The 21582-nt window shown below is 74.4% G+C and carries 18 protein-coding genes and 1 pseudogene; 12 read left to right on the forward strand and 7 right to left on the reverse strand.

What is annotated here, in order from left to right:
* Positions 1–16: 16 nt before the first annotated feature.
* Positions 17–1270, reverse strand: coding sequence for a protein phosphatase 2C domain-containing protein (locus tag ACFCZF_RS16865; protein ID WP_376672301.1), 1254 nt, complete (start codon positions 1268–1270; stop codon positions 17–19).
* A gap of 838 nt (positions 1271–2108) precedes the next feature.
* On the opposite strand from ACFCZF_RS16865, the gene ACFCZF_RS16870 reads away from it, so the two are divergent.
* Positions 2109–3092, forward strand: a complete 984-nt coding sequence (locus ACFCZF_RS16870; protein ID WP_375911717.1) for a helix-turn-helix domain-containing protein — start codon at positions 2109–2111, stop codon at positions 3090–3092.
* A 108-nt stretch (positions 3093–3200) separates the two neighbouring features.
* Positions 3201–3683: a DUF456 domain-containing protein gene (locus ACFCZF_RS16875; protein WP_376672302.1), complete on the forward strand. Its 483-nt coding sequence runs from the start codon at positions 3201–3203 to the stop codon at positions 3681–3683.
* Here ACFCZF_RS16875 and ACFCZF_RS16880 read toward each other — a convergent pair.
* The 4 genes from ACFCZF_RS16880 to ACFCZF_RS16895 form a co-directional block, all read right to left on the reverse strand.
* Positions 3680–4228, reverse strand: a complete 549-nt coding sequence (locus tag ACFCZF_RS16880; protein WP_376672303.1) for a methylated-DNA--[protein]-cysteine S-methyltransferase — start codon at positions 4226–4228, stop codon at positions 3680–3682. The two genes, ACFCZF_RS16875 and ACFCZF_RS16880, sit on opposite strands and share 4 nt — an antisense overlap.
* On the reverse strand, positions 4228–5661 hold the full coding sequence (locus tag ACFCZF_RS16885) for a DNA-3-methyladenine glycosylase 2 family protein (protein WP_376672304.1): 1434 nt from the start codon (positions 5659–5661) through the stop codon (positions 4228–4230). Before ACFCZF_RS16885 ends, ACFCZF_RS16880 begins: the two co-directional genes overlap by 1 nt.
* Positions 5662–5757: 96 nt before the next feature.
* Entirely contained in the window at positions 5758–6867 is a 1110-nt protein-coding gene (gene rsgA / locus ACFCZF_RS16890) for a ribosome small subunit-dependent GTPase A (protein WP_376672355.1), read from the reverse strand.
* Between the two features lie 304 nt (positions 6868–7171).
* Entirely contained in the window at positions 7172–8029 is an 858-nt protein-coding gene (locus tag ACFCZF_RS16895) for a GntR family transcriptional regulator (RefSeq protein WP_376672305.1), read from the reverse strand.
* Positions 8030–8165: 136 nt separating this feature from the next.
* Here ACFCZF_RS16895 and ACFCZF_RS16900 point away from each other — a divergent pair, with 136 nt between their 5' ends.
* From ACFCZF_RS16900 to ilvD, 6 genes are all read left to right on the forward strand, one after another.
* Positions 8166–9458, forward strand: a complete 1293-nt coding sequence (locus ACFCZF_RS16900; RefSeq protein WP_376672306.1) for a D-tagatose-bisphosphate aldolase, class II, non-catalytic subunit — start codon at positions 8166–8168, stop codon at positions 9456–9458.
* Positions 9455–10612, forward strand: a complete 1158-nt coding sequence (locus tag ACFCZF_RS16905; protein WP_375911729.1) for an SIS domain-containing protein — start codon at positions 9455–9457, stop codon at positions 10610–10612. Before ACFCZF_RS16900 ends, ACFCZF_RS16905 begins: the two co-directional genes overlap by 4 nt.
* Positions 10613–10672: 60 nt before the next feature.
* Entirely contained in the window at positions 10673–11743 is a 1071-nt protein-coding gene (locus ACFCZF_RS16910; RefSeq protein ID WP_376672307.1) for an N-acetylglucosamine kinase, read from the forward strand.
* A gap of 100 nt (positions 11744–11843) precedes the next feature.
* The gene (locus ACFCZF_RS16915) at positions 11844–13205 is read left to right on the forward strand and encodes a hypothetical protein (protein WP_375911733.1); all 1362 of its coding nucleotides are present in this window, start codon (positions 11844–11846) and stop codon (positions 13203–13205) included.
* Positions 13206–13258: 53 nt separating this feature from the next.
* Positions 13259–14107, forward strand: a complete 849-nt coding sequence (locus ACFCZF_RS16920; RefSeq protein ID WP_376672308.1) for a fumarylacetoacetate hydrolase family protein — start codon at positions 13259–13261, stop codon at positions 14105–14107.
* A 51-nt stretch (positions 14108–14158) separates the two neighbouring features.
* Positions 14159–15805 carry a dihydroxy-acid dehydratase gene (ilvD, locus tag ACFCZF_RS16925; RefSeq protein WP_376672309.1) on the forward strand — a complete coding sequence of 549 codons (1647 nt, stop codon included), beginning with the start codon at positions 14159–14161 and terminating at the stop codon, positions 15803–15805.
* Positions 15806–16311: 506 nt separating this feature from the next.
* Here ilvD and ACFCZF_RS16930 read toward each other — a convergent pair.
* Positions 16312–17295: a hypothetical protein gene (locus ACFCZF_RS16930; protein WP_376672310.1), complete on the reverse strand. Its 984-nt coding sequence runs from the start codon at positions 17293–17295 to the stop codon at positions 16312–16314.
* Positions 17296–17799: 504 nt separating this feature from the next.
* Between ACFCZF_RS16930 and ACFCZF_RS16935 the strand changes: the two genes are divergently transcribed.
* Together ACFCZF_RS16935 and ACFCZF_RS16940 are read left to right on the forward strand one after the other, a co-directional pair.
* The gene (locus tag ACFCZF_RS16935) at positions 17800–18108 is read left to right on the forward strand and encodes a hypothetical protein (RefSeq protein ID WP_376672311.1); all 309 of its coding nucleotides are present in this window, start codon (positions 17800–17802) and stop codon (positions 18106–18108) included.
* Positions 18109–18169: 61 nt separating this feature from the next.
* On the forward strand, positions 18170–18925 hold the full coding sequence (locus ACFCZF_RS16940) for a DeoR/GlpR family DNA-binding transcription regulator (RefSeq protein WP_375912225.1): 756 nt from the start codon (positions 18170–18172) through the stop codon (positions 18923–18925).
* 69 nt (positions 18926–18994) lie between these two features.
* Here the strand turns inward: ACFCZF_RS16940 and ACFCZF_RS16945 are convergent, their stop codons facing one another.
* Entirely contained in the window at positions 18995–19336 is a 342-nt protein-coding gene (locus tag ACFCZF_RS16945) for a hypothetical protein (protein ID WP_375912222.1), read from the reverse strand.
* Positions 19337–19541: 205 nt separating this feature from the next.
* On the opposite strand from ACFCZF_RS16945, the gene ACFCZF_RS16950 reads away from it, so the two are divergent.
* Together ACFCZF_RS16950 and ACFCZF_RS16955 are read left to right on the forward strand one after the other, a co-directional pair.
* Positions 19542–20846, forward strand: coding sequence for an ABC transporter substrate-binding protein (locus tag ACFCZF_RS16950; RefSeq protein ID WP_376672312.1), 1305 nt, complete (start codon positions 19542–19544; stop codon positions 20844–20846).
* A 624-nt stretch (positions 20847–21470) separates the two neighbouring features.
* Positions 21471–21530 (forward strand): annotated as a pseudogene (locus ACFCZF_RS16955) (hypothetical protein); the annotation flags it as partial.
* Positions 21531–21582: the final 52 nt, after the last annotated feature.

Raw genomic sequence — 21582 nt, forward strand, 5'->3', positions numbered from 1 at the left:
GGCACAGCGGACGCCGTCACGCCTCCCAGACGGCGGCGGCCGTACGGTCGTCGGCGTAGCCCTTGACCCGGACACGGCTGTCGGTGAGGAACTCCGCGAGACCGGGCGGGGTGCGGCCGGCCCATCGCCGCGCGAGGAGTTCACCCAGCTCGGGCTCGCTCAGCAGAGGTTCGGCGAGGCCCGTGGTGCACATCAGCAGCACATCACCCGGGCGGGCTATGGAGGCCCGGAAGCGGAAGGGCTCGCGGGTCGGCTCGGCGGGCGGTCCGTCGTACGGTCCGGGCGGTGTGGTGATGCCCAGGTCCATGGTGAGCCGGTCGCCCTCGGGCGTCTCGTCCGGCCCCGCGCCCGGCCTCGCTCGCGGCGCCGAGCCGAACCCGAGGACGGGCTCACCGGCCACGTCGCCGACACCCGGTTCCATGTCCTGCCAGGCGCCGTCCCGCAGCCGGAGCAGTCCGCCCGCGCCGGCGCCGAAGAAGACCCGCGTACGGCACTCGGGGTCGGCGGGCAGCAGCAGACAGCGCAGGGTGGCCGCGTACTCGTCGGGGGCCAGGCCCTGCTCGGCGGCGCCGGCCCGGAGCCTGCCGAGGCTGCGGTCGGTGAGGCGGTGCAGTCCGGACTTCAGCTCGCCGCGCCGGGCGGCCCGCAGGTCCTCGGCGAGCCGGGCGTGGCTGCGGCCCACGGCCCGGCCGATCCACTGGCACACCTCGGCGGCGGCGCGGTGCGCCCCTGCGGTCGCGCGGGCGCCGGTCGCCATCGCCACCAGGACCAGTGCCTGCTCCCCCGCGCCGAACCGCGCGACGAGCAGCGCGTCGCGGCGCGGTTCACCCCGGTACCGCGCGGAGTCCCCCCGTACGGAGACGGCCCGCAGCGTGCAGGTCCCGTACCGGGCACCGTCCAGCACCGTGTCCGCCACCAGCCCGTCGAGCCCGTCGGGGTCCGCCGACGGCAGCGCGGTGGGCTCGGCGTCGTAGGTGGGCGGCCCGGAGCCGACATAGTCACACGCGGCCGACGAGACCTCGCCGGTACCGTCCCGGAACGGCGCGGGCAGGGGCGCCGGGGGTTGTGAGGGGAGGAACGGCGGCGGGAGCGGGGGCAGGCCGGGGGTGGCCCGAGGTGGGGGCGGCAGGTTCGTGGCGGGGGGTTCGGTGAGGTCGGCGGGACCGGTCCCCGAGGTGGTACGTCCGCGCGGCGCGCGACCGACGACCGGCGGCGCATCGCCGGTGCCCGGCGCGCGGTCGGCACCCGGGGCGTCATCGGGGCGGGGCATGTCGTCGGCGGTTGGTGGGCCTGCCGTACCCGCGGTGCGGGGGCCGGGGATGTCCGGTGGCTCGGCGGCTGCCCACCAGGGGGGCCGGTCGGCGGCCGGAGAGGGGCTCCGCTCGGCGGAAGGGTACGGCGCCGCAGGCGGGGTCCGGTCTCCCGCGGGCCGGGGCCGGTCTCCCGCGGGCCGGGGCCCGTCTCCCGCGGGCCGGGACCCGTCTCCCGCGGGCCGGGACCCGTCTCCCGCGGGCCGGGACCCGTCTCCCGCGGGCCGGAGCCCGTCTCCCGCGGGCCGGAGCCCGTCTCCCGCGGGCCGGGACCCGTCTCCCGCGGGCCGGGGCCGGTCGCCCCCGCCCGGGGTCCGGTCTGCCGCCGTCGGGTCCGTGGTGCCGTGGTCCGGGCGGCGGCCCACCGTCCCCGCCGCCGAGGCGAACCGGTCGTCCAGGGAATCGGGCGCGGCCGTGGGGCCGGTGTCGCCGGTGGAGTCGTCGTACAGCTGCCCCCACCAGTCGTCGTCACGACCGGTGGGTGTTCCCCCCTGCTGACTCATGCTCCTGATTGTCCACCGACGGAGCCGTATGAAAACGGGGCATCCGGAAATTCCGGCGGACCCGCACCGCGCCGGACGGCGTGTCGGGGGACGCTTCGAACACGTGTCGCGAGGTGGGGGTGGCCGAGCGGTCCCACCCCCCACGGGAGAACCGCTCGGCGACGCCACCTTGGCAGAGTGACCGGCGGTACGGCGATGATGTCCGGAGGCGGGTTTGCGCCGTGGCCGTTTTCCGCCACGGACGGCTCCGCACGTTGTGGTGGTGAGGTTGGTTCTCGGGGAGGGACGACGCCTGATGCTGGGAGTGCTGGGGCTGGAGAACACGCACGAGTCGGCGTACCGGGCACTGGTGTCCCTGGGCGCGGCCGACGTGCCCGATCTGGCCCGGCGGCTGGCGCTCGGCGAGCGGGACACGGAGCACGCGCTGCGCCGGCTGGAACAGAACGGGCTCGCGGCCCAGTCGTCGGCCCGGCCCGGCCGCTGGGTCGCCGCGCCGCCGGGGGTGGCGCTGGGCGCGCTGCTCACCCAGCAGCGGCACGAGCTGGAGAAGGCGGAGCTGGCGGCGGCGCTGCTGGCCGAGGAGTACCGGGCGGCGGCGGCCGAGCCCGCGGTGCACGACCTGGTGGAGGTGGTGACCGGCGCCTCCGCGGTCGCCCAGCGCTTCCTCCAGCTCCAGCTGGGGGCGAGCGACGAGGTGTGCGCGCTGGTCACCGGCAACCCCGTCGCCGTCACCGGCATGGAGAACGACGCGGAGGAGCAGGCGGCCGGACGCGGGGTCGGGTACCGGGTGGTGGTCGAGCGGTCGGTACTGGACCTGCCCACCGGCATCACCGAGCTGACCGCCGCGCTGGGCCGCGACGAGCAGGTGCGGGTGGTGGACCGGGTGCCGACCAAGCTGGTGATCGCCGACCGGGCCCTGGCCCTGGTACCGCTCACGGCGCACTCCTCGGAGCCGGCCGCGCTGGTCGTGCACGCCAGCGGCCTGCTGGAACTGCTGTCGGGCCTCTTCGAGTCGGTGTGGCGGGACGCGCTGCCGTTGCGGCTCGGCGCCACCGGCGTGAGCGAGCACGGCCCGGACGGGCCCGACGCCACCGACCTGGAGATCCTCTCCCTGCTGCTGGCCGGCCTGACCGACGCGAGCGTCGCCAAGCAGCTCGACCTGGGGCTGCGGACCGTACAGCGGCGGGTGAAGCGCCTGATGGAGCTGACGGGGGTCACGACCCGGCTGCAACTGGGCTGGCACGCGTACGAGCGGGACTGGGTGGCCCGGAAACGCTGAACCGGCCCCCGGCCCCCGGCCCCCGGCCACCGGCCACCGGCCACCGGCCGCCGCCACCCGCTCCGCCCGACATCTGCGGACCGCGCCCGGCTGCTGCACCCTGGACAGATGGGAGCGTGGGACCTCCTGCTGTCCGGCCTGGTGATCCTGCTCGGGCTGTGCGGAGTACTGCTCCCCGGCATGCCCGGATCGTGGCTGGTGTGGGCCGGGGTCCTGTGGTGGGCGCTGAAGGATCCGCAGCCCCTCTCGTGGGCCGTGTTCGTCGGCGCCACGGTCGTGCTGCTCCTGTCCCTGGCGGTGCGCTGGACGCTGCCGCCCCGGCGGCTGGGCCGGGACGACGCCGGCCGCCGGGTCACGGCGTACGCGGGGGCGGGCGCGTTCCTCGGCTTCGTCCTGGTCCCGGTGCTCGGCGCGATACCCGGGTTCATGGGCGGCATCTACCTCGCCGAACGGCTGCGGCTCGGCCGGCACGGCGAGGCGATGGCGGCCCTGCGGACCGCGATGCGCTCGGGCGGCGCCGGTGTGCTGACGGAACTGTTCGCCTGCCTGCTGATCACCGGGGCGTGGCTGGGCGCGGTACTGGCGGGCTAGCGGGCCGGCGCAATGCCCTCCAGGGTGAGCAGCCGCGTCTTGCGTTCCAGGCCGCCCGCGTAGCCCGTCAGGGAGCCGTCGGAGCCGATCACCCGGTGGCAGGGGCGCAGGATCAGCAGCGGGTTGGCGCCGATCGCGCCGCCGACGGCGCGTACCGCGGGCCGGGAGGCCCCGATGCGCGCGGCGATCTCGCCGTACGTGGTGGTCACCCCGTAGGGCACGTCGTCCAGGGCGGCCCACACGCGCTCCCGGAAGGCGGTGCCCTCGGCGCGCAGCGGCAGCCGGAACTCCTTCAGCTCCCCGGCGAAGTAGGCGGCGAGCTGCTCCTCGGCCGCGCGGAACGGCCCGGCGTCGTGCCGCCAGCCCTCCTGGACGCTCCGGCCGCCCTTCTGTCCGGGCACGGAGAGGGAGGTGAGCGCGCCGTCCGGTCCCGCGGTGAGGAGCAGTGTGCCGACGGGGCTGTCCGTCTCGGTCCAGTACGTCGTGGTCATGGTGGTCGTCGCAACCATCGTGGTGGTCGTGGTCATGGTGGTCGTCGTAGTCATCAGTGCTCCCATTCTCCCGCTGCGCGCAGGTGGTTCAGGGCGTACGAGCGCCAGGGGCGCCAGGTGTCGGGGACGGGGTGGTCCGGCGGTGCGACGTCCGGGTCGCCGAGGGCGCGGGTGCGGACCACGGTGGCCGTAAGGGCGTCCACGCCGGGCACGGCGAGCAGCGCGTGCTCGGCGGCGTCCCGGTCGGCGCCCGGGTCCAGGCGTACGGCGCCGTCGGCGAGTGCGGCGGCGAGCGCGCCCGGGGTGCCGTCCGGCTCGGCCCCGGCGAGGGCGGCCGGTTCGGGGAAGAGGTGGGTGAGGGCTCCGCAGGGGGCGTCCAGCGTCTTGCCGTAGCGCTGGACCAGCCGCTCGGCCTCCGTCCGTCCGACCAGGGCCCGTACGGCGAGTTCGTCGGGGTCGGCGGCGCCCGGTGAGCGGAGCCCCGGGCGGGCGGCGACCAGTGGGGCGAGCCGGGGGTCGGCGCCGAGCCGCTCGTCCACGGCGTACGGGTCGGCGTCGAGGTCGAACAGCCGCCGCAGCCGCTGTACGGACGTGGTCAGGTCGCGGAGGTCGGTCAGGTGGAGGCGGGCGTCGAGCCAGCCGCCGCCGCCCGTCCCGGGCAGGCCCGGCCGTTCGTCGACGGCGACGATCCCGGTGCCGTACGGCAGGCGCAGGGTGCGCCGGTAGACGCGGCGGCCGGGCACACCGCTCACCTCCTCGACTCCCGCGACGGCCTCCCGCTGGAGCAGGTCGAAGACGGGGCCGGCCTGGTAGGGGCCCCGGTGGGCGAGCCGCAGTGGGATGCCGGCGGAGGGGGTGGCCGTGCGCCGGGAGGCCGCCCGGTCCCGTGCGGGGGCGGTGGCGCGCAATCCGCTCGGGGTGGCCGCGTACACGGCCCGGATCGTGTCGTTGAACTGCCGCACGCTGGCGAACCCCGACGCGAACGCGATCTCCGTGACCGGCAGGCCGGTGGTCTGCAGCAGGACACGCGCGGTATGCGCCCGCTGGGCGCGGGCCAGGGCCACCGGTCCGGCGCCCAGCTCGGCGGTGAGCTGCCGCTGCACCTGGCGGGCGCTGTAGCCGAGCCGGCCGGCGAGTCCGGCGACGCCCTCGCGGTCGACGACGCCGTCCCCGATCAGCCGCATGGCCCGGCCGACGACGTCGGCGCGGACGTTCCAGTCCGCCGAGCCCGGCACGGCGTCCGGACGGCACCGCCGGCAGGCCCGGAACCCCGAGCCCTGCGCGGCGGCGGCCGTCGCGAAGAACCGCACGTTGCGCCGCTTCGGCGTGACCGCCGGGCAGCTGGGCCGGCAGTAGATGCCGGTCGTCTCGACGGCGAAGAAGAACGCGCCGTCGAACCGGCCGTCCCGGCTGCGCACGGCCTCGTACCTGCCGTCGTCGTGCGTCACGTGCGTCAGGTGCTCCGCGGTCTTCGTCCCGTTCCTCATCACGCCCTCCAGTCTCCGCCAGACCGGAGGACCGGGCTGGCGGAAATCGGACATGGCGTTGACGGGGCGGTGGCGGACGGTGGCGGGCTGTGGCGGCTACCGCACGCGGCCCCGCTTCGCTTCCATCGCCGCCTTGCCGATGGCGCCCCGGCGCTTCCATTCCTTGCGGATCTCGGCGCGCACCCGGGCGTCGGTCTTGGCGACGATGCGCTGGTTCTCCCGCATGAGCTTGCGGTAGCTCTCCAGCCGCCGCTGGGGCAGCTCGCCGGTGTCCAGGGCGGCCAGGACGGCGCAGCCCGGCTCGCTCTCGTGGGCGCAGTCGTGGAACCGGCAGTCCCGGCCCAGTTCCTCGATCTCGGCGAACACCTGGCCGACCCCGCTGCTCGCGTCCCAGAGCCCGACGCCCCGCAGCCCGGGGGTGTCGATCAGCACTCCCCCGCCGGGCATGACGAGGAGATTGCGGGTGGTGGTGGTGTGCCGGCCCTTGCCGTCGACGTCCCGGATGGCCTGGACGTCCATGACGTCCTCGCCGAGCAGTGCGTTGGCGAGGGTGGACTTGCCCGCGCCGGACTGTCCGAGCAGCACCGCCGTACCGCCTGCGACGACGGCGGCGAGGACGTCGAGTCCCTCCCCCTGTTCGGCGCTGACGGACAGCACCGGCACGCCGGGGGCGGTGGTCTCCACGTCCTGGACGAGGTGGCCCAGGGTCACCGGGTCGGGGACGAGATCGGCCTTGGTGAGCACGACCAGGGGCTGCGCCCCGGACTCCCAGGCGAGCGCGAGGAAGCGTTCGATCCGGGCGAGGTCCAGCTCTGCCGCGAGCGACACGGCGACGATCGCGTGGTCGACGTTGGCCGCGAGGATCTGCCCCTCGGACCGCTTGGAGGAGGTGGAGCGCACGAAGGCCGTACGGCGCGGCAGATACGTCCGTACGTAGCGCGGGTTGCCGTCCGGTTCGACGGCGACCCAGTCGCCGGTGCAGACGACGCGCAGCGGGTCGTGCGGGGTGACGAAGGCGGTGTCGGCCCGCAGGACTCCGTCGGCGGTGACGACGTCGCACTGTCCGCGGTCGACCCGGATCACGCGGCCGGGCAGCAGTCCCTCGGCGGCGTACGGGATGAACGCGTCGGCCCAGTCCTCGTCCCAGCCGTGGGGAGTCAGGACGGAGTGAGCGGTGAAGACGGAGGAGGAAGAGGTGGACGGGATGGAAGACGTGGAAGACAAAGGGTGACCCTTCGGGGCGCGGCCCCGGCGGAAGGACTCAGGTGGGCTGAGGTCAGCCGGTGGCCACGGAGGTGGACTTGATGGATTCCTGGATGCGGGCAGCGCCCTTCGCAAAGACAGCCATCGGTCGACACCTCCTCATCACACGTCGGGCCGCTTCCGGTGGACCGGACGGCCTGCTTCGAACGAGTCCGAGCATAGGACCGGCCCGGCCTCCGGCACCACCCAATTGGCCGCGGGCCGTTTCCGGTCGCGTCCTGCCCCCTGCCCCCTGCCCCCTGCCGCCTCAGTCGGTGATCGACGCGCGGAAGCGGTACCGGTCGCCCCGGTAGATCGCGACCGTCAGCTCCAGCGGGCGGGCCTCCTGGTTGTACGCCAGCTGGGTGGCCACCAGCACGGGGGTGACGTCGGCGATCTCCAGCAACTCCCGCTCCTCGGTGGTCGGCTGACGGGCCTCGACCGAATAGTCGGCGACGCGGGGGAACTGCCCCGGGTTCGCCGTGCGCAGCGTGGCGTACAGCGAGGCCCTGCCGAAGTCGGTCCCGGCCAGCCGCGGGCACAGTGCGAGGGGCAGCCTGTTGTGCTCCACGACGACGACCAGGTCGTCGAGGTAGCGCAGGCGCCGCATCTCGAAGAGGGCCGCGCCCGGAGCGATACGCAGCTCCTCGGCCTCCTGGACCGCCGCCGGGCGTACCGCCGAGTCCAGGACCCTGGTGCGGACGGACAGTCCATGGCGCAGCGCGTAGTCGGCGAAGCCCTGCACGGAGCGGCCCGCCGGGGCTCCCGGTGCCGCCGGTGCCGCCGGTGCCGCCGCGTGCGGGCCGACCGGCCCGGCCGAGGCGCCCTCGGCACCTGCACCTGCACCTGCACCAGAGCCGGCTCCGGCTCCGGCTCCGGTGAGGAACCACCCCCTGGCCGGCGACGACTCGATCACTCCGCGAGCCGCGAGATCCCCCAGGGCGGAGCGCATCGTGACGCGCGAGACGGCGTAGCGAGAGGCCAGGTCACGTTCCGAGGGGAGCCGGTCGCCGCCCCGGGCGCCCCCGGCGGTGATGTCGTCCATCAGGCGCGCGGCGACCTGCGCGTACAGCGGGAGGGCGTCGGCGTCGAGAAGGCCGCGCGGGAGCGGCGACTCAGTAGGCATACCAGTAGCATACCAGATGCTTGGATTGACGCTCAGCATTAAGACCAGTATGGTCGCCGGTATCCCGAGGGGTCGGCCCTTACCCCGCCTCGCCCCCTACTTCGCACGGATTCACCTGCACAGAACCGGAGACAGCATGCCGAGCCCCTGGGACCAACTGGTACGAGACCAGAAGGCCGGGACGCCGTCGGGAATCGCGTCGGTCTGCTCCGCCCACCCTCTGGTCATCGAGGCGGCGGTCCGGCAGGCGCGGGCCACCGGGCGCACCCTGCTCGTCGAGGCCACGTCCAACCAGGTGGACCAGGACGGCGGATACACCGGCATGCGCCCGGCCGACTTCCGCGACCTGGTGCACGGGATCGCCGCGGAGCACGGTCTCGGGGCGGACCGGATCGTGCTGGGCGGCGACCACCTCGGCCCCAACCGCTGGCGTTCCCGGCCCCCGGAGGAGGCCATGCGCAAGGCCGAGGTGCTCGTCGCCTCGTACGTCGAGGCGGGCTTCACCAAGATCCACCTGGACTGCAGCTTCTCCTGCGCGGGCGACCCGGTGCCGCTCACCGACGGCCTGGTCGCCGAGCGCGCGGTACGGCTCATCCGCGTGGCCGAGCGCACCGCCGGGCCGCGGGCGCCCGGGCTCCGGTACGTCATCGGCACCGAGGTACCGGTCCCCGGCGGCGCCCATGAGTCCCTGCACGAGGTACGGCCCACCGCGGCACCGGCCGCCGAGGCGACACTGGAGCGGCACCGCTCCGCCTTCGCCGAGGCGGGCCTCGCCGACTTCTGGCCCAGGGTGCTGGCCCTCGTCGTCCAGCCCGGCGTGGAGTTCGACCACCACCGGGTGTTCGGGTACCGGCGCGACGCGACCGCGCGGCTGCGCCGGGTGCTGGACGGCGAGGACAACATGGTCTTCGAGGCGCACTCGACCGACTACCAGTCGCCCGCCGCCCTCGGTGAACTCGTGGCCGACCGCTGGGCCGTCCTCAAGGTCGGCCCGGGCCTGACGTTCGCCCTGCGTGAGGCGCTGTTCGCGCTGGCGGCGATCGAGGACGAGCTGGTCGACCCGGCCCGCGCGTCCCGGCTGACGGACGTCGTCGAACGCCGCATGCTGGAGCGGCCGCACTGGTGGGAGGCGTACTACGGAGGCGACTCGCGTGAGCGGTACGTGGCCCGCCGCTACAGCTTCAGCGACCGGATCCGGTACTACTGGGCCGATTCCGAGATCACGGCGGCGCGGTCCGCGCTCTTCGACAACCTCGACACCGTCGGCATCCCGCTGCCCCTCCTCTCCGCCCACCTGCCCGAACAGTACCGGCGGGTCCGCGCGGGCGAGCTCGCGCCGACGCCGCGCGAGCTGACCATCGACCGGGTCCGTGACGTCCTGCGCGTCTACGACCGGGCCTGCACCCCCCTGATCAAGGAGTCCGCGTGACCGCCCCCCTCAGCCCAGCCCCCGTCACCGTCCCCGGCGCGGAGCACACCCACCGGGAGATCGCCCAGCAGCCCGAACTGTGGCGACGGGTCGACCGGACCGTCACCGAGGACCGGCCACGGCTCGACGCCTTCCTCGCCCCCCTGCTGGCCGATCCCCGCCTGCGCATCGTGCTGACGGGCGCCGGCACCTCCGCGTACGCCGGGGAGATCCTGCGGGCGGCGCTGGCGGCGCGCACCGGGCGGCGGGTGGACGCGATCGCGACGACCGACATCGTCGCCGACCCGCACGGCTGCTTCGAAGCGGATCTGCCCACCCTCCTGGTCTCCTTCGCGCGTTCCGGCAACAGTCCGGAGAGCACGGCGGCCGCGGCGCATGCCACGGCGCTGCTGGGCACGTGCGCCCACCTGGTCGTGACCTGCAACGCGGACGGCGACCTGGCCCGTTCGCACCGGGACCGGGCCGACTCGCACGTGCTGCTGATGCCCCCGGAGGCGGAGGACCGGGGGTTCGCCATGACCTCCAGCCTGACCTGCATGCTCCTGGCCGTCATGCTCGCCTTCGGGCAGCGGCCCGCGGGCGGTGTCGCGCGGCTCGCCGCAGCGGCGCAGGCCGTCGTCGACGACGAACTGGGCGCCCGGATCGACGCGTTCGCGGCCGGCGCGCCGGACCGGGTGGTCTACCTCGGCAGCGGCGCCCTGAAGGCCCTCGCCGGGGAGTCGGCGCTCAAGCTCCTGGAACTGACCGGCGGCGCGGTGGTGTCCTGGGCGGACTCCTCGCTCGGGTTCCGGCACGGCCCCAAGGCGTTCCTCACCGACCGCACCTCGGTCGTCGTGTACGTGTCCAACGACCCGTACACGCGCCGGTACGACCTGGACATCCTGGCCGAGATGCGGGCCGCCCTGCCCGACGGTCGCGTGGTCGCCGTGGCCGGACGCCCCGACGGACTGCCCGCGGACGACCGCACCTGGCTGCTGCCCGGGACGGCCGACGCCGACGACGCGGCGCTCGCGCTGCCCGCCGTGGTGTGCGCGCAGCGCGTCGCCCTGCGCGCCTCCCTCGACCGCGGCATCCGCCCCGACAATCCCTTCCCGGACGGCGAGGTCAACCGCGTCGTACAGGGCGTCACCGTGTACCCCCTGCCCGGGAACTGACAGCGGCCACCGGCCGGAGTGAGTCCGGCCGGACTTGGAGACCTGGAGAGGAGGGGCAGCATGGTCCCCGCACAGGACGCCGTACGCCCCGCACGAGAGGCTGTGAGCCCCGCACGGGAGGGGGTGCACCCCGCGCCGGACACCGTGTTCCTCGGTGTGGACGGTGGGGGCACCAAGACCGCCTTCTGCCTGGTCGACGCCGTTGGATCGGTACGCGCCAGGGCCACCGGTCCGGGCACCTCCCCCTCCGACGAGGCCGGGGACGACGGGTCGTACGGCACCCTCCCGGTACTCGCCGACGGGGTGGCACGGGTGTGTGCCGACGCCGGTGTCACCGTGGCGGACATCGCCCACGCCTTCTTCGGCCTGCCCGCCCACGGGGAGTCGCCCGCCCTGACGGCGGCTCTCGACGCGCTGCCCCGTCGCCTCCTCGGACACGACCGGTACGCCGTCGGCAACGACATGGTCTGCGGCTGGGCGGGCTCGCTCGGTCTGGCCGCCGGCATCAACGTGATCAGCGGCACCGGTTCCATGGCCTACGGCGAGCGGGCCGGCGTGTCGGCACGCACCGGCGGCTGGGGCGAGCTGTTCGGCGACGAGGGCTCCGCCCACTGGATCGCCGTGCGGGGGCTCAACGCCTTCACCCGCATGAGCGACGGACGGCTCGCCCCCGGGCCGCTGGCCGGCGTCCTGCGCCGCCATCTGGGACTCGGCTCGGACCTCGACGTGGTGGGCAGGGTGCTGTACGGGGGGCTCGGCCGGGACGGCGTCGCGGCCCTCGGCCGCCGCGTCACCGAGGCCGCGGAGCTGGGCGACTCCGTCGCCGTCTCGATCCTCGACCGGGCGGGCCGGGAACTCGCGCTGCTGGCCGACGCCGCCCGGCGACGGCTCGGCTTCGCCGCCGCCGAGCCGGTTCCCGTCTCGTACTCGGGCGGAGTCTTCGCGGCCCGGCCGGTGGCCGACGCCTTCCGGGCCGAACTCGGCCGGCTGGACGCGCGTTTCGACGTACGCCCTCCCCTGTACGAACCCGTGATCGGAGCCGCGCTGTACGCGGCGTCGCTGGCGGGCACGCCGCTGGATGAGGCCGCTCGCACGGCTCTCCGGTCACGGGACAGCCCCCCGGCGCCGTAGCACTCGGCCGACCGCCCATCCCGCGGCTTCACTCCGCGGCTCCCACGCCCCCTTCACCCGCCACCTCCGTACGGGCCCGCCCGCCGAAAGGAACCCCCTGATGTCCGACACCCGCGTGCTTGTCCTGATCGGCGCGGGCAGCGCCGTCTTCACCCGCGGTCTGCTCGCCGACCTGATCACCGCGGACGATCTCGGGTCCTGGGAGATCCGCCTGGTCGACGTCAACGAGGAGGCGCTGGGCGTGGCCGCGCGGCTCGCCCGGCGCATGGTCGAGGCCCGGGAGGCGGAGAGCCGGATCACCGTCCGGGCCTCGACCGACCGGCGCACCGAACTGCCCGGCGCCGACTACGTGGTGACCTGCGTGGGCGTGGGCGGGCGCCCCGCATGGCAGCGGGACCACGAGATCTGCCAGGAGCACGGCGTCCACCAGCCGGTCGGCGACTCGGTGATGCCCGGCGGCATCTCCCGGCTGCTGCGCACCGTCCCGGTGATGGTGAACGTCGCCCGTGACATCGCCGACCTCGCGCCCGACGCCTTCTTCTTCAACTACAGCAACCCGATGACGGCCAACGTGCAGGCCATGACGCGCTACGCCGGTGCCCGGCCGGTCGGCCTGTGTCACGGCATGCACCACGTGCAGCGGGAGCTGGCCGCCTTCGCGGGGCTGCCGTTCGAGGAGACCTCGACCCTGTACGCCGGCATCAACCACCTCACCTTCATCTACGACTTCCGCCACAACGGCCGGGACGCCTGGCCGGTGGTGCGCGCCCGGATGGAAAGGGAACTGGCCGAACCCGCCGACCCGGCGGACATCGGAGCCATCTGGGAGAACGGCAAAGCCTGGCACAACCCGTTCTCCTGGGAGATCTTCCGCCGCTACGGCGCCTACCCGGCCGCCAACGACCGGCACGTGGTCGAGTTCTTCCCCGAGCGCTGGGCGGGCGGCGACTACTACGGCAAGAAGCTCGGCGTCGACGCGTTCTCCGTCCCCGAGATCCTCCAGTGGGGCGAGGACCGCTATCAGGGCATGCGCGCGCAGGCCGAGGACGACGCGCCGCTGGACGCCGCCTCGTTCGAGAACTCCACCGGTGAGCAGGAGCAGCTGATCGCGATCATCCGGTCGATCACCTTCGACCGGCGCGAGATGTTCTCCGTCAACGTGCCCAACCGCGGTTCGGTGCCGGGGCTGCCCGACGAGGCGGCGCTGGAGATCCCGGCGGTCGCCACGGCCCGCGGGCTGCGCCCCGTGTCGGTCCCCGACCTCTCGGCGCCGCTCACCTCGATCCTGGCCCGCCGGCTGACCTCGGTGGAACTGGCGACGGAGGCCGCCATGAAGGGCGACCGCGGTCTGGTGGTCGAGGCGATGATCGCCGACGGCGCGGTCACCGACCCGGACGCGGCCGTGGCCCTCACGGACGCGCTGCTCGACGCCCAGCGGGCCCATCTCCCCCAGTTCGCCTGACCGATCCCCGCCGCGGGCCCCCCGTATCCCCCTTGCTGCTTGTTGGAGACCACGTGAAGATCAGCCGTATCCGCCACCAGGGCCGGGTGTTCGCCGCCCGCGTCGAGGGCGACACCGCTTACCCGGTCGTCGCGGAGGACGACCGCTTCATGGCCGACGCCGTCCGCGACCTGATCGCCGACGGCACCGCGCACGACGTGCTGTCCGCGGACGTGCCCGGCGTGCCGCTCGCCGACGTCGAGGTGCTGAGCCCGCTCGCCGCCCCGCAGAAGATCGTCTGCATCGGCCTCAACTACGCCGACCACATCCGCGAGACCGGACTGGAGACCCCGAAGGTCCCCCTCGCCTTCGTGAAGACCGCCCACTGCCTCACCGGACCGACGGCGGACGTGCGCGTGCCCCGGGGTGCGAGCGAGCAGTTGGACTGGGAGGCCGAGCTGGCCGTGGTCATCGGGCGGACCGCCCGCGACGTGAGCGTCGAGCGGGCCATGGAGCACGTCTTCGGCTACACCGTCGCCAACGACGTGTCGGCGCGTGACGCCCAGTTCTCGGACGGACAGTGGTTCCGGGGCAAGAACTTCGACGACTTCTGCCCGCTCGGGCCGTGGCTGGTCAGCGCCGACGACATCCCCGACCCGCAGGCGCTGGCGATCTCCGCCAAGGTCAACGGCGCCACCGTCCAGGACAGTTCGACCAAGGAGATGATCTTCGGGGTCGCCGAGACCATCGCGTACCTGTCCCGCTACATGACGCTCCACCCGGGCGACGTCATCGCCACCGGCACCCCGCACGGCGTCGGCATGGGCCGCAGCCCGCAGCTGTGGCTGGCGGACGGCGACGTCGTGGAGGTCGAGGTGGAGCACGTGGGCCGGCTCCGCAACACGGTGCGCCTCACCGGCTGACCCCTGCCCCGCCCCGCTTCCCACCGCCCCGCCACCAGCAGGAGGACCGCGATGAACATCGCCGACGACCCCGACCGCGCCCCGGCCCGCTCGCACCTGTACGCGATGGGCCTGACCGACGACGACATGCGCCGGCCCACGGTGGGCATCGCGTCCACGTGGACGGGCACGATGCCCTGTAACCTCACCCACCGCGACCTCGCCCGGCACGTGGCCACCGGTGTCCGCAGGGCCGGCGGCACGCCCATGGAGTTCAACACCGTCGCCGTGTCCGACAACCTGACCATGGGCACGCCGGGCATGCGGGCGTCGCTGGTCAGCCGGGAGGTCATCGCGGACTCCGTCGAGCTGATGGGCCGCGCGCACGCCTTCGACGCGCTGGTCTGCATCGTCGGCTGCGACAAGACCGTGCCGGCCGCCATGATGGCGATGGCCCGCCTGGACATCCCCGCGGTCCTCCTCTACAGCGGCAGCATGATGCCGGGCCGCTGGCGCGACCGCGACGTGACCATCCAGGACATGTGGGAGGCCCTCGGCGAGCGCGCGGTGGGCCGGCTCGACCAGGAGGACGTGGACGACCTGGCCCGCAACGCCTGTCCGGGGGCGGGCACGTGCGCGGCCCAGTACACCGCCAACACCATGGGCGCGGTGGCCGACTTCATGGGCCTGGCGCCCTTCGGGGTCGGTGACATCCCCGCCGTCGCCGTGGAGAAGCAGGCCGCCGCCGAGCGCGTGGGCGAGGTCGCCCTGGACGTCTTCGCCCGGGACGTGCGGCCGTCGCACATCCTGACGCGGGACGCCCTGCACAACGCCATCGTGTCGGTCGCCGCGATGGGCGGCTCCACCAACGCGGTGCTCCACCTGCTGGCGGTGGCCCGCGAGGCGGGTCTCGACCTGGCGATCGACGAGATCGGCGCGATCTGCCGCCAGGTCCCCATCGTCACCGGCCTCAAGCCCTCCGGGCCGCACACCGCGGTCGACCTGTGGCGGGCGGGCGGCACCTCGCTGGTGGCGTCCCGGCTGCGGGACGCGGGGCTGCTGCGCGAGAACGCGACCCTCGTCGACGGCCGCTCCTTCGCCGACGTCGCCGCCGACGCCGAGGAGACGCCGGGTCAGGACGTGGTGGCGAGCGTGGCCGAGCCGGTGAAGGGGCCGGGCGCCCTCGCCGTACTGCGCGGTTCACTCGCGCCCGACGGCTGCGTGCTCAAGCTGGGCGGCCGGGCGGACTTCCGGCGCGAGGGTCCGGCCCGGGTCTTCGACTCGGAGGAGGAGTGCTTCGAGGCCATCCAGGGCGGGCACGTGCGGGCCGGTGACGTCGTCATCGTCCGGTACGAGGGTCCGGCCGGGGGCCCCGGCATGCGGGAGATGCTGTCCATCACCGGCGCGCTGGTGGGCCAGGGACTCGGCGACTCCGTCGCGCTCGTCACGGACGGCCGTTTCAGCGGCGTCTCGCACGGCCTGGTCATCGGCCACGTCGCCCCCGAGGCGTATCAGGGCGGGCCCATCGCCCTGGTCCGGGACGGCGACACCGTGGCCGTCGACTCGGCCGCCGAGACCCTCGACCTCCTCGTCGACGCCGGGGAACTGGAACGCCGCCGCACCGCCTGGACCCGCCCGGAGCGCCTCGCGGAACGGGGCGTGTTCAGCAAGTACGTCGCCACGGTGGGCTCCGCCTCGGACGGCGCGGTCACCGTCTGACCGACCCCACGACAACGCGACAGCCCGGGCCACGCGCCCGGGCTGTCGCGTTTCCCCGCCGGGATGACGCGCCCGGGGCGGCCCCTGCGCCGGTGAGCGCCGACACCGGCCGCCGGTGAGCGCCGACACCGGCCCGCTGAACCCCACCGGCCACAACGCGGGGGCCCGCCCGCCCCACACCACCCCCCGGGCCGTCGCGCTCACCGGCCCGGACGCCGCGCGCCCGGGGACCCTACGCCGGTCAGCGCCGACGAACCGACCAGGCACCGCGGGCGGCCCGCTGGACCCCACCGGCCGCACGCCGTACCCCGCCCCGGGCTGTCGCGCTGCCCTCTCCCGGCCCGGACGCCGCGCGCCCGGGGGCCCCTGCGCCGGTCAGCGCCGGCCCACCCGCCGCGCACCGGCGCCGTCCTCCCCCTCGACCGCACCGACCGCACCGACCACGACGCGGGACTCCTCCGCCCCGCGCACCCACCGGCCCGGTGCGCAGGGCTCAGCGTGCGGCCTCAGCGCCGGTGCACCGGCCCCGTAACCCCGCCCGCACGGCGGACCGTGCTGACCAGGGCGCGGGCGGACGGTTCCGTGCCTGGTCCGTGGTCGGTCAGGTACCAGAGTCCGTCTCCGCGGCGGACGACCAGGTCGGTGCGCCGGGGGTCGTGCCGGACGGGCGTGGCCGCCAGGGCGGTGACGGGGCCGGTGCCGGGCAGCGCGAGGCTGCGTCGCTGGTCCGTGCCGGGGCGTATGGCGACGAGGTCCGGGCCGCCGTCCGACAGGAACACCAGCGGGCCGTCGGCGCCGTGCACGGCCTCCGCGTGCTCGGCGCCCGGCAGGGTGGACGCCACGCCGTCGGCACCCGTCCACTGGCTGCCCGCGCGGGACACGGTCAGGACACCGGGGCGGGTGGCGTCCGGGGCGGCCACCAGCGCCACCGCGTGTGGGGGCCGCCCGTCCGGAGCGGTGAGCGCGGGCGGTGCGGCCGGGGCCCAGACCAGGCCCGGGTAGCCCGCCGGGTCGGCCCGGTACAGGCGGCCCGGTACGGTGCCGGGCTCCGGTGACAGTACGGTCCACAGCGCGCCGTCGGCGGTCTCGGCGAGCGCGAGGGACGGGCAGGGGCGGGCCGGGGGCGGCGCCTCGGCGGTGAAGGCGGCCTCCGGGCTCCAGCGCAGGCGGTGCGCGGTGTCGCCGGCGCGGGCCAGCACCTCCAGGTGATCGGGCCCGTTGCGGCTCTGCAGGACGCGTATGTCGTCGTAGCGGCGTCCCGCGGCGAAGTGCAGGCCGCCGCTCCACTCGCCGGGAGGCGGCGCGCCTTCGGGTGTCACGGTGCCTTCGGGGTCGGTGTTGTGCCACAGCACCCACAGGCCGTCGTCCTCGTCGCAGAGCACGAGTTCCAGGTTGCCGCGCTCGCCGTAGCGGCCCTGGGCGAGGCCGATGCCGCCGCGCGACGGGGGCGGGGGTGCGCTGGTGAGGGAGGGGGAAGGGGCAGCTGCCATGGGGCGTCCTCGTCGCGGCCGACCGTACGGATCTGGTGGCGCGGACGCCTGGCCGGCTGACCGCCCGCACCACTTCGGCACCGTCGCACACCCCCGGAACGCGCGTCAATGAGCATAGACGATCAAAAATGCGCAGAATGGCTTGCGTCGGCCAGGCCGACGGCCAAGACTGAGCGCTCATGGACTCCAATGACAGCGACGACGACAACAACGACTACGACGGCGCCGAAGCGCCCCGGGCCGCCCCGCACCTGCTGGTCGTGGGGGCGACGGGCGCGCTGCTCCCCGCCGTCCGCACCGCGACCGCGCGGGGCGACGCCGTCACGGCGATGGCCAGGAACGCCACCGCCCTGCGGGACCTGGAGCGCGGCACGGGCGGCGCGGCGCGTCCGCTGGCCCGCGACTTCGAGGCGCCCGGGCTGCGCGAGGCGCTGTCGCGAGCCGCGCGGGACAGCCCCGTTCACCGGCGCCCTGCTCTACTGCCCCCTCGCCTCCCCCGCCACGGTGCGCGCACTGACCGAAGCCGTACCGCCGGGACGCCCCGCCGTCCTGCTGCTGACCAGCGCGCACGCGGCACCGGAGGACGAGGACGCCGACGCCGGCCCGTGGAGCCCGGCGCTCCTTCCTCCCCGCGCGCGACCGACCCCCGACTGCCGCCTGCTCGTGCTGGGCTGGCGGACCCGGCCGGAGGGCTCCCGGTGGCACACGGCCGAGGAGATCTCCGAGGCCGCCCTGCGCGTCCTGGACGCCGCCCCGCCCCGCGACGCGGTCCTCGGACGGGTACGCCCCTGGTCGACGCGTCCGTCCGCGTAAGGTTTCCTGCACGACAACGCCGTACACGCCACGGCCTGGGAACGAGGGACGAGGGAACCGCATGCTGGGCGCCGAACGCCGCAACAGGCTGCTGGAGATGGTGGGCGAGGCGGGCGTGGCACAGGTGGGTCTGCTCGCCGAGCGGCTGGGTGTCAGCCCGTCCACCATCCGGCGCGACCTCTCCCACCTCCAGGACCGGGGACTGCTCAACCGCACCCACGGCGGCGCCGTCGCCCAGCAGTCGAGCGAGGAGCCCGACCGCCCCGCCCGTACCGACGTGGCCTCGTGGGAGAAGCGGCAGCTGGCCGAGGCGGCGGTCCGCTACCTCCAGCCCGGCGCGACCGTCCTGATCACCGGCGGCACCACGACTGCGGCGCTCGCCCCGCTCCTCGGCGGGATACCGGAGTTGACGGTGGTGACCAACTCGCTCCACCTGGCGGGCGAACTCGCGCACCACGAGACGGTCACGACGGTCGTGCTCGGCGGCTACCTGAGGCACCGCGAGATGTCCCTGCTGGGGCACCTGACCCGGCAGGCGCTGGAGGAACTGCACATCGACGAGGCGTACGTCGGCGCGTACGGCATCAACGCGGCCGGGATCAGCGGCGCGCACGTGGACGAGGCCGAGACGGACCGCTGGCTGCTGTCGAAGGTGCAGCGGGTGACCGTGCTGGTGGACGGCTCCAAGTTCGGTCGTTCCGGGCCGGTGCGGGTGGCCTCGTCCGCCCGCCTGCACCGGGTGATCACCGACGGCTCGGCGCCCGAGGCGGAGGTGGCCGCGCTGGTCGCCGCCGGCGTGGACGTGGTCCAGGTCTGACCCACCGGGGACCCGGGGGTGACCCCGGGCGACCCCTGGCCGCACCGCCGCAGCAGCCGCGCAGCCGCGTCAGCCGCGTACGGCCCCCGCGACCGGCACGAGCCGGCCCGCGCTCCACTCCACCCAGACCCCGTCGTCCGGGACGCCCCACTCCCCCGCCAGGGCCCGGACCAGTGCCCGCAGTGCGGCGTCCGTGGCCGCGGCCGGGCGTTCCGAGCCGTGCACGACGGCGAGCGGCCAGGCGGCGACGGGCGCCTCCCCGGTGACCGTGGCGGCCGCCGGGACCAGCACGGCCACCACACCGGAGCCCGGCAGCCCCAGTTCCGCCGCGACGGCCCGGCACAGGGCGGTCAGCCGTGCCGCGTCCCGTTCGGGGCCCGCGCTGGGAGCGGTGACCTGGATGACCGGCATGCCCTACCTCATCTCATTCGTCTCACTGCGCAGCACTCGGGGATGCGCCGACGCTAAGCGGTCCCCCGCACAGCGTCAAGGGAAAATGAGCAAAAGAAAGCATGGCTTGCTTGTTATTGACTGCTCTTGGTGAGGGGGATAGAAAGCAGTCATCGCCGGCTGCGGACAAGGCCGGAACCCGCCCTTGACACCTGGAGGTTGCCGCATGTCCGTCACCAGGCGCGCGCTGATCGGCGCAGCCGTGGCCGGAGCCGGCGCGGTCGGCTTCGCGCGCCGTTCGGGCTTCACGCCCTCCAACACCGGCAGCGCGGGACCGGACACGCTGACCTTCGCCCTCTGGGGAACCGAGGCGGAGACCGCGTCCTTCCGGTCACTGGCCCGGACCTACGAGCGGCGCAACCGGGGCATCCGGGTGCACATCAAGGTCGAGCCCTACCAGCAGATGTACACCAACATGGACGCCCTGCTGGCGGGCGGCCGCGCCCCCGACCTGTTCCGCTGCGACTACGCCAACCTCGGCATGTACAGCGCGAGCGACCAACTCCTGGACCTCTCGCCGTACTTCAGCGAGGCGGAGCGCGAGTCGTTCCTGCCCGCGCTGTGGGAGGCGGTCTGCCACGACGGCCGGCCGTACGCGGTGCCGCACCACACCGACACCACCGCCGTCCTCTACCGCAAGGACATGTTCGAGCGCGCGGGCATCACCGAGGTGCCCGGCCGGCTCGAAGACGCCTGGACCTGGGACGAGTTCGGCGAGATATGCGCAAGACTGAGCAAGAAGCTCGATCACGTCTATCCCTTCACCTACGGGTGGCAGCAGGCGGGCGCCTTCCGCTGGCTCACCTGGCTGTGGGAGGCGGGCGGTCATCTGCTCACCCGTGACCTGAGCGCTCCGGCCCTCGAATCGGCCGCCGGGCTGCGGGCCATGCGCTTCACCCAGGACTTCTTCCGTCAGGGCTGGGTCCCGCCCAACAGCTCGGTCAAGACGGCGTCCTACCCGGACTCCCTCTTCAACGCCGGTACCACGGCGATGGCCTTCGCCGGTGACTTCCTGCTGCCGCAGATCGTCGCGGGCGGCCTGGACCCGGACCTGTACGGCGTCACCTACCAGCCGCGCGACCGGATCGCCGCCACCGACCTCGGCGGCAACGCCGTGGTGGCCACGCGAACCACCGAGAACCCCGAACTGGCCGCCGACTTCCTCAAGTTCCTGGTGAGCGAGGAGATCATGCGGCGCTACTGCGAGGAGACCGTGGTCCTGCCCACCCGGCCGGCCCTGCTCCAGAGCCGCCTGGACTACGCGGAACGGCCGGACCTGATGCCGGTCTTCGCCGACCAGGCCACCACCCTGACGCCGGCCATGACCGGTGAGGTCGCCGTGCCCTTCTTCGGCCGGATCAACGCCGCGCTCCAGGACGAGCTGGAGGCCGCCTTCGTCAGCGGCCAGTCGGCCGAGGCGACCCTCCAGAAGATCGCCGACGCCACCCGCGCGGCCATCGCCGCCCAGTGAACTCCTCTTCTTCTTCCTCCCGCCACGGAGCTGCCATGGCCACCGTCACCTCACCCGCCCGCACGTCACCGGCCGAGAAGCCCGCCCCGCCCCCGGGCCGGCGCCGGACCAGGTCCGCCGCCCGGCTGCGCGAGGCCCTCGCCGCCTGGACGATGCTCGCCCCCAACCTGACCCTGGTCACCGTCTTCCTCCTGGTGCCGCTGGTCATGGCCCTGGTGCTGAGCTTCCAGTACAGCACCGGACTGACCTCGCCGACCTGGGCCGGTCTTGCCAACTACCGGCAGCTCGTGGAGGACCCGGTCTTCTGGCGGACCGTGGCGAACACCGCCGTGTTCTGTGTGGCGACGGTGCCCGTCGAGATGGCGATGGGCCTCGGTCTGGCGCTGCTGTTCAACTCGGTGATGCCGGCCCGGCCGCTGTGGCGCACCCTCGTCTACCTGCCGATGGTCATCTCCGGTGTCGCCACGGCGCTGATCGGCACCCTGATGTTCGACGAGAACATCGGCCTGCTGAACAAGCTGATCGGCACGGTGGGGGATCGACGCGCTGCCGTGGCAGACCGACGGCGCCGCGGCCATGGGGTCGGTCATCCTGATCACCCTGTGGATGCGGGTCGGCTTCAACATGGTCATCTACCTGGCCGGACTCCAGGGCATCTCGCCCGAGCTGTACGAGGCGGCGCGGGTGGAGGGCGCGAGCTACTGGCAGCAACTGCGCAACATCACCGTGCCGATGC

The organism is Streptomyces sp. NPDC056296, assembly GCF_042268605.1.
Lineage (GTDB): Bacteria > Actinomycetota > Actinomycetes > Streptomycetales > Streptomycetaceae > Streptomyces.

Coding starts and splice junctions, on each gene's coding strand:
- ACFCZF_RS16940 (WP_375912225.1), top strand. CDS start 18,170: ATGCTGGGCGCCGAACGCCGCAACAGGCTGCTGGAGATGGTGGGCGAG.
- ilvD (WP_376672309.1), top strand. CDS start 14,159: ATGAACATCGCCGACGACCCCGACCGCGCCCCGGCCCGCTCGCACCTG.
- ACFCZF_RS16915 (WP_375911733.1), top strand. CDS start 11,844: ATGTCCGACACCCGCGTGCTTGTCCTGATCGGCGCGGGCAGCGCCGTC.
- ACFCZF_RS16950 (WP_376672312.1), top strand. CDS start 19,542: ATGTCCGTCACCAGGCGCGCGCTGATCGGCGCAGCCGTGGCCGGAGCC.
- ACFCZF_RS16895 (WP_376672305.1), bottom strand. CDS start 8,029: ATGCCTACTGAGTCGCCGCTCCCGCGCGGCCTTCTCGACGCCGACGCC.
- ACFCZF_RS16865 (WP_376672301.1), bottom strand. CDS start 1,270: ATGCCCCGCCCCGATGACGCCCCGGGTGCCGACCGCGCGCCGGGCACC.
- ACFCZF_RS16885 (WP_376672304.1), bottom strand. CDS start 5,661: ATGAGGAACGGGACGAAGACCGCGGAGCACCTGACGCACGTGACGCAC.
- ACFCZF_RS16945 (WP_375912222.1), bottom strand. CDS start 19,336: ATGCCGGTCATCCAGGTCACCGCTCCCAGCGCGGGCCCCGAACGGGAC.
- ACFCZF_RS16875 (WP_376672302.1), top strand. CDS start 3,201: ATGGGAGCGTGGGACCTCCTGCTGTCCGGCCTGGTGATCCTGCTCGGG.
- ACFCZF_RS16930 (WP_376672310.1), bottom strand. CDS start 17,295: ATGGCAGCTGCCCCTTCCCCCTCCCTCACCAGCGCACCCCCGCCCCCG.
- ACFCZF_RS16880 (WP_376672303.1), bottom strand. CDS start 4,228: ATGACTACGACGACCACCATGACCACGACCACCACGATGGTTGCGACG.
- ACFCZF_RS16910 (WP_376672307.1), top strand. CDS start 10,673: ATGGTCCCCGCACAGGACGCCGTACGCCCCGCACGAGAGGCTGTGAGC.
- ACFCZF_RS16870 (WP_375911717.1), top strand. CDS start 2,109: ATGCTGGGAGTGCTGGGGCTGGAGAACACGCACGAGTCGGCGTACCGG.
- ACFCZF_RS16900 (WP_376672306.1), top strand. CDS start 8,166: ATGCCGAGCCCCTGGGACCAACTGGTACGAGACCAGAAGGCCGGGACG.